The 7,145-nt window shown below is 73.8% G+C and carries 5 protein-coding genes; 3 read left to right on the top strand and 2 right to left on the bottom strand.

Translation table 11 applies throughout. From position 1 onward, the window contains the following. Positions 1 to 316, bottom strand: a 316-nt coding sequence (locus OO57_RS31125) for a helix-turn-helix domain-containing protein (RefSeq protein WP_033256075.1), incomplete at its 3' end; no start/stop codon positions are given. 302 nt (positions 317 to 618) lie between these two features. Here OO57_RS31125 and OO57_RS31120 point away from each other — a divergent pair. Together OO57_RS31120 and lepB are read left to right on the top strand one after the other, a co-directional pair. Further along, positions 619 to 3,807, top strand: coding sequence for a M28 family peptidase (locus tag OO57_RS31120; protein WP_033256074.1), 3,189 nt, complete (start codon positions 619 to 621; stop codon positions 3,805 to 3,807). 244 nt (positions 3,808 to 4,051) lie between these two features. Further along, a complete protein-coding gene (gene lepB / locus OO57_RS31115) occupies positions 4,052 to 4,864 on the top strand; it encodes a signal peptidase I (protein ID WP_033256073.1) in 813 nt (270 codons plus the stop codon). 11 nt (positions 4,865 to 4,875) lie between these two features. Here the strand turns inward: lepB and OO57_RS31110 are convergent, their stop codons facing one another. Beyond that, entirely contained in the window at positions 4,876 to 5,559 is a 684-nt protein-coding gene (locus OO57_RS31110; RefSeq protein ID WP_033256072.1) for a TetR/AcrR family transcriptional regulator, read from the bottom strand. A gap of 133 nt (positions 5,560 to 5,692) precedes the next feature. Between OO57_RS31110 and OO57_RS41685 the strand changes: the two genes are divergently transcribed. Then, positions 5,693 to 7,144 carry an alpha/beta fold hydrolase gene (locus OO57_RS41685; RefSeq protein ID WP_234337587.1) on the top strand — a complete coding sequence of 484 codons (1,452 nt, stop codon included), beginning with the start codon at positions 5,693 to 5,695 and terminating at the stop codon, positions 7,142 to 7,144. The last annotated feature ends 1 nt before the right edge of the window (position 7,145 follow it).

Here is a 7,145-nt window from a genome sequence, read left to right as displayed (position 1 = left end):
GGCCGGTGGGCAGCGGGGGGCGCAGCAGGTGCGGGGGGAGGGCGGGGCGGTCGCCCTCGGCGCTCTCGGCGCGGTCGTGGCTGCGGGTGAGTTCGCCCCCGGCGCCGAGGAGTTCGTCGATCCGGCGGGCGAGGCGGGGAGTGGCGCGGCGGGCGCCGTGTTCGAGGCGGCTGACGGCGGTGTGGTCGTAGCCGACGGCGGCGCCGAGTTGGGCCTGGGTCCAGCCGGCGTGGCGGCGCCAGTGGCGCAGGAGGGCGCCGAATTCCTGCCAGCTTCCGCCGTCGGGCAGTTCGACCGGGTTGGGTGCCCCGAGCATCCGCCGACACCTCCCCCGGGTCGTTCCTGTTGCCGTAACCGCGACGGTACCCGTCCCGACCGTGCCTCGTACATGGCGTGGTCTGTACCTCTTCTTTGCCGTCGCCCTTGTCCGGGCCCTTGCCCCGGCCCCGGCCCGGGGGTGCTGGAACCCTTGCTGACGTGCTGCCAATTCCCTTCTAGATCAATGGCTTTGACGGAATTTGCCATCCCGTGCCGGGGATTGTCAGGTCCGTTGACCGGGCCGTGGCGGCGGTGTGAGGGTTCCGGGCACCCCCACACCCGAGGAGCTTAGGAGCTCTGATGAAACGCAGATTGCTGACCGCCGGCACCACCCTGGCCGTGCTGGGAGGCATGCTCGGTGGTTTCGCCGGTCAGGCGAACGCCGCGCCCCCTTCCGCCACGCCGGCCCCGACCCCGCTGGCGGCTGCCGTCTCGGCGGCGGACCTGGCGGCTTCGGCCGGTCTGGACGCGCTGGCCAAGGGCCCGGACGAGAACTACGAACGCCGGAACGTCACCCAGTTCCTGAACGGCCTGTACTCGGTCTCGTACGAGCGCAGTTACAAGGGCCTGCCGGTGGTCGGCGGCGACGCGGTGGTGCTCGCCGACGGCCGGGGCACGGTCCGCGGCGTGCAGAACGCCGCGTCCGGGCCGGTCGGCGTGCCGACGAAGGCGAAGGTGAGCGCGGCGGCCGCGGAGCGGACGGCGCGCGCGCAGCTGGCGGAGGTCGACTCCGCGGACGCGCCGCGGCTGGTGGTGCGGGTCAAGGACGGCACCTCGCGGCTGGCCTGGGAGTCGGTGCTGACGGGTTCGGCCGAGGGCCGGCCCAGCCACCTGCACGTGTTCGTGGACGCGGTCACCGGCGAGGTGGCGGACAGCTACGACGACGTCAAGGCCGGCACCATCAACAGCAAGTGGAACGGCCCGGCGGGCCTGACCATCAGCACCACCGGTTCGGGCAGCTCCTACTCGCTGCGCGACCCGAGCCGTCCGGGCCTGAGCTGTGCGGACTACTCGACCGGCCAGGTGTTCTCGAAGTCCTCCGACTCCTGGGGCAACGGAAGTGCCACCTCCAAGGAGACCGGCTGCGCCGACGTGATGTTCGCGGCGCAGAAGGAGTGGGACATGCTCCGCGACTGGCTGGGCCGCAACGGCCACAACGGCAACGGCGGCAGCTGGCCGGTCAAGGTCGGCCTGAACGACGTCAACGCGTACTGGGACGGCTCGTCGGTCTCGATCGGCCACAACCAGTCCAACGAGTGGATCTCCTCGATCGACGTGGTGGGCCACGAGTTCGGCCACGGCCTGGACCAGTACACGCCGGGCGGCGCCAACAACGAGGCGGGCCTGGGCGAGGGCACCGGCGACATCATGGGCGCGCTGACCGAGGCGTACGCCAACGAGCCGGCGCCGTACGACAACCCGGACTACACGGTCGGCGAGATGATCAACCTGGTCGGGCAGGGCCCGATCCGGGTGATGTACAACCCCTCGCAGATCTCCGGGAACCCGAACTGCTACTCCTCCTCGATCCCCAACACGGAGGAGCACGCGGCGGCCGGTCCGCTGAACCACTGGTTCTACCTGCTGGCGGAGGGCTCCAACCCGGGCGGCGGCAAGCCGTCCAGCCCGACCTGCAACTCCTCGTCCGTCACCGGCGTCGGCATCCGGGACGCGGGCCGGGTCTTCTACGGCGGCATGCTGCTCAAGACCAGCGGCATGACGTACAAGAAGTACCGGACCGCGACCCTGACCGCGGCCAAGAACCTCGACTCGACCTGCAACCTCTTCACCCGCACCAAGGCCGCCTGGGACGCCGTCAGCGTTCCGGCCCAGGCCGGTGACCCGACCTGCGCCGGCAACCCGAGCGACTACTCGCTGGCGCTGAGCCCGTCCTCGGGCACCGTGCAGGCGGGCAGCTCGACCAGTGCGACCGTCTCCACCACCGTCGTCACCGGCTCGGCCGCGAACGTCTCGCTGTCGGTGACCGGCGCCCCGTCCGGCACCACCGCGACGGTCTCGCCGTCCACCGTGCAGTCCGGCGGCTCGGCGACGCTGAACGTCAACGTCGGCGCGAACACCCCGGCGGGCACCTACACCCTGACGGTGACCGGCACCGGCCCGGCCACCCACACCGCGCAGTACCAGCTGACGGTCAACGGCGGGGGCAACCCCGGCGGCTCGGCCCCGGACATCAACGTCGCCGACGTGCAGACGCACCTGAGCCAGCTGTACACCGTCGCCCAGCAGAACGGCGGCAACCGCCGGTCGGGCAGCGCGGGCTACAGCCAGTCGCTGGCGTACGTGAAGGGCAAGCTGACGGCGGCGGGCTACACCGTCACCGAGCAGACCTGCACCTCCTGCACGTACACCGCCAACAACCTGATCGCGGACTGGCCGGGCGGCCCGTCCGACCAGGTCACCATGTTCGGTGCGCACCTGGACTCGGTCTCGGCCGGCCCGGGCATCAACGACAACGGCTCCGGCTCGGCCGTGCTGCTGGAGAACGCCCTCGTCCTGGCGCAGCAGAACCCGACCATGACCAGGCACGTCCGGTTCGCCTGGTGGGCCGGTGAGGAGCAGGGCCTGCAGGGCTCGCAGTACTACGTGGGCCAGCTCTCCTCGACCCAGCGCTCGGCGATCAAGGGCTACTACAACTTCGACATGGTCGGCTCCACCAACGCCGGCTACTTCATCAACAACGTCAGCTCGGCCACCGCCGCGCCGCTCAAGGCGTACTGGGACTCGCTGAACCTCCAGCCGGAGGAGAACGTCGAGGGCCAGGGCCGTTCCGACGACTACTCCTTCCAGCAGGGCGGCATCCCGACCTCCGGGTACGCCGCGGGCGCCAGCGCCACCAAGTCCTCCTCGCAGGCGAGCAAGTGGGGCGGCACCGCGGGCGCGTCGTACGACTCCTGCTACCACTCCTCGTGCGACACCACCTCCAACGTCAACGCGACGGTGCTGAACCGGAACGCCGACGGCGTGGCGTACGCGATCTGGAAGACCTCGGTCGGCGGCACCACCACCCCGGTCAACGACTTCACCCTCGCGGTGAACCCGTCCACCGGCACCGTCCAGGCGGGCTCCGCGGCCAGCGCCACGGTCGCCACCGCGACCAGCTCCGGCAGCGCGCAGAGCGTCTCGCTGACCGCGAGCGGCGCCCCGTCCGGCACCACCGTCTCGTTCAGCCCGTCCTCCGTCACCAGCGGCGGCAGCGCGACCCTGACGGTCTCCACCTCCTCCTCCACCCCCGCCGGCACCTACACCATCACGGTCACCGGCACCGGCACCTCCGCCACCCACACCACCGGCTACACCCTGGTCGTGAACGGCGGCGGCACCGGCGGCGGCACCTGGGCCGCCGGGGTGGCCTACAACGTGGGTGACACGGTCACCTACAACGGCGTCAGCTACCGGTGCCTGCAGGCCCACACCTCGCAGAGCACCTGGACGCCGGACGTCGTCCCGGCCCTGTGGCAGCGCCTGTAGCCACCCGGAGCACGTGAGCGACCACCACAGCACCACCAGGTAGTACGGCGGGTGTGCCGCGACCGGTTGGGGGACGGGTCGCGGCACACCTGCGTTCCCGCGGCCCTCCCGCGCCCGTTCCGGCCCCCGCCCTTACGCCGCGCAGACGCGCGGTGCACGTACGATGACGGCCGTCCTGACCGACCGTCATCACCCGCCGCCCCGCCGCCCGGGCGCGGCCCGACCGCCCCGGGCGGGAGCCACCGTGACCACCGCAGCCACCGAGTCCGCGCCCGAGCCCGGGGCCGAACCCGAGGCCGGGCCCGCGCCCGAACCCGGGGCCGGGCCTGCACCCGGGGCCGGACCCGGGGCCGGGCCCGACTCCGCGCCCGGGACGGGCGGGCGGGCGGGGCGGCTGCGGCGGGTGTTCGGCCCCTCCCGCGCCCGCACCCTGCTGGGGTGCGTGGCCTCGGCGCTGCTGCTGTCCCTGCTGGTCAAGACCTTCCTGGTGCAGGTCTTCGTCATCCCCTCGGGCTCCATGATGGGCACCCTGCAGAAGGGCGACCGGGTGGCCGTCGACAAGTTCAGCCCCTGGCTGGGCGAGCGGCCCCACCGCGGCGAGGTCGTCGTCTTCAGGGACCCGGGCGGCTGGCTGAGCGGGCCGACCGGCTCCGGCAACGTCGTGCAGGGCGTGCTGAGCCACCTCGGGCTGATGCCCGCCGCCGACGAGAAGGACCTGATCAAGCGGGTGATCGCGGTCGGCGGCGACACCGTCGAGTGCAACGCGGGCCAGCCCCTGAAGGTCAACGGCACCGCCCTGGACGAGCCCTACCTCTACCCCGGCGCCACCCCCTGCGACGACTTCCCGGTCGGCACGGTCGAAGTCCCGGCGGGCTTCCTCTGGGTGATGGGCGACCACCGAAACGACTCCCAGGACTCCCGCTTCCAGTACCTGCACAACCCCGGGGGCGGCTTCGTCCCGGTCGACGACGTCATCGGCCGCGCCCGCGTCCTGGTCTGGCCGGTCGGCCGCTGGACCACCCTGCCCGTCCCCCCGACCTTCGACCGGCTCGGCTGAGCCGCGGCCCGTCAGCCGTCCTCCCCGAGCACGTACAGGCCCGCCCGCGCCGCCAGCGCCGCGGCCGCCGCGGCCCGGTCGGCCTCGGCCGGGCCGACCGGCTCGCCGGTGATGTACATCCGCAGGTAGAGGGGTGCGACGGTGGCCCGGACGACCTCGTGGGGGTCGGTGCCGGGCGGGGCCTCGCCGCGGGCGATCGCCTCGGTGACCGCGCCGGAGGTGAGCTCGCGGCGGTTGGCGAGCACCGCGGAGAGCGCCCCCTGGGCCTTCGGGGAGCCCGCGGCGGCGGAGACCATGGCGCGCAGCCAGGCCCGGTGGGCTGGGTCGCCGTGCAGGGCGACGACGGCCCGGGCGACGGTCCGCAGGTGCTCCTCGAGGGTGACGTCGGCGTGCAGGGTGACGGAGACGGCGAGGTGGTCGGCGAGGTCGACGACGATGTTCTCCAGGCTGCCCCAGCGCCGGTAGACGGTGGTGGCGGCGACCCCGGCGCGGCCGGCGATGCGGTCGATGCGGGTGTCGGCGTAGCCGTGCTCGACGAGTTCGGCCAGGGCGGCCTCCAGGACGGAGGCCCGGGTGCGGGCGGTGCGTCCGCCGGGGCGGCGGGTGCCGGGTGCGGGTTCCGGGCCGGTGCGGTCGGTGGAGCCGGCGGGGCCGGCGGCTTCTCCTGACGCGGCGTCAAGTCCCTCGGGTGCCAAATGAAAATCCCCTTGCGTTAGTGGCGCGGCTTCCGCCAGGATCGAGCCTAACGCAGGACTGCCTGCGTTTGTCCGCGTCCTGGAGAGGGCCCGCATGCCCCTGCCCCTGCCCACGCCCCTGCCCCTGCCCCGCGTGGAGCACCGTTTCGTGGACGTCGACGGCGTCCGCGTCTTCTACCGCGCCGCCGGGCCGGAGACCGCGCCGGTCCTGTTACTGCTGCACGGCTTCCCGTCGGCCTCGCACCAGTTCCGCCGCCTGTTCGACGCCCTCGGTTCGCGGTTCCGGCTGATCGCCCCCGACTACCCGGGCTTCGGCCACACCGAGGCCCCGGCCTCCTTCCGGTACTCCTTCGACGCGCTGGCCGACGTCCTGGAGGGCTTCGTCGGGGCGCTCGGCCTGGAGCGCTTCGCGCTGTACGCCTTCGACTTCGGCGGCCCGGTGGGCTTCCGGCTGGCCGCCCGCCGCCCGGAGCTGGTCACCGGCCTGGTGGTGCAGAACGCCAACGCGTACGCCGAGGGCCTGTCCGAGCTGGCCCTCGGCACGATCGCGCACCGCACCGGCGAGCCGGGCGCGGCGGAGGCCGTCCAGCCGCTGTTCACCCTGGAGGTGACGCGCGGCCAGTACGAGGGCGGCGCCGCCGAACCCGCCCTGGTCCCGCCGGACGGCTGGACGCTGGACCAGCACTTCCTCGACCTGCCCGGCCGCCGCGAGGCGCAGACCGCGCTGGCCCTGGACTACCACTCGAACGTCGGGCTGTACCCGGTCTGGCAGCGCTGGCTGCGCGAGCACCGGCCGCCCGTGCTGGTGCTGTGGGGCCGCAACGACCCCTTCTTCCTGCCCGCCGGGGCCGAGGCCTACCGGCGGGACGTGCCGGGTGCCGAGGTCCACCTGCTCGACACCGGCCACTTCGCCCTGGAGGAGTGCGCGCCCGAGATCGCCCCGCTGGTCGCCGCCTTCCTCGACCGGCTGGCCGAGCCCCGCCCGCTGCGGATAGCCGTGCTCGGCGCGAGCGGGCAGCTCGGCGGCGAGATCGCCCGCGAGGCCGGGCGCCGCGGCCACACCGTCACCCCGCTCGGCCGGGCGGACGCGGACGCGGCGGACGAAGCCGCGCTGGCCGCCGTGCTGGCCGGGCACGACGCGGTGGTCGCCGCGCTCAAGGGGCCCGACCGGCTGGTGCCGCGGGCGGCCGGGGCGCTGCTGGCCGCGCTGCCGAAGGCGGGGGTGCCGCGGCTGCTGTTCGTGGGCGGCGGCGGCAGCCTGGAGCACGCCCCGGGCGAGCGCTTCGTCGACTCCCCCGGCTTCCCCGCCCAGTACCTGGAGACCGCCCGCGACCAGACAGCCGCGCTCGACCTGCTGCGCGCCGCCGACACCCCGGTGGAGTGGACGTACTTCAGCCCGCCCCCGGTGCACCTCGTCCCCGGCGCCCGGACGGGCCGCTACCGGGTGGCGGCCACCGACGCCCCGCTGACGAACGCGGAGGGCGTCAGCCGCCTCACCACCGGCGACTTCGCCTCCGCGGCCGTCGACGCCCTGGAGCGGGGCAGCTTCCCGCGCGCCCGGATCACCGCCGCCGCCCTCGACTGAC

Source organism: Kitasatospora phosalacinea (genome assembly GCF_000717185.1).
Classification (GTDB): Bacteria; Actinomycetota; Actinomycetes; order Streptomycetales; family Streptomycetaceae; genus Kitasatospora; species Kitasatospora phosalacinea_A.
Note: the sequence above shows the minus strand (reverse complement) of the source record. Positions and strands in the feature narration are given on the sequence as shown.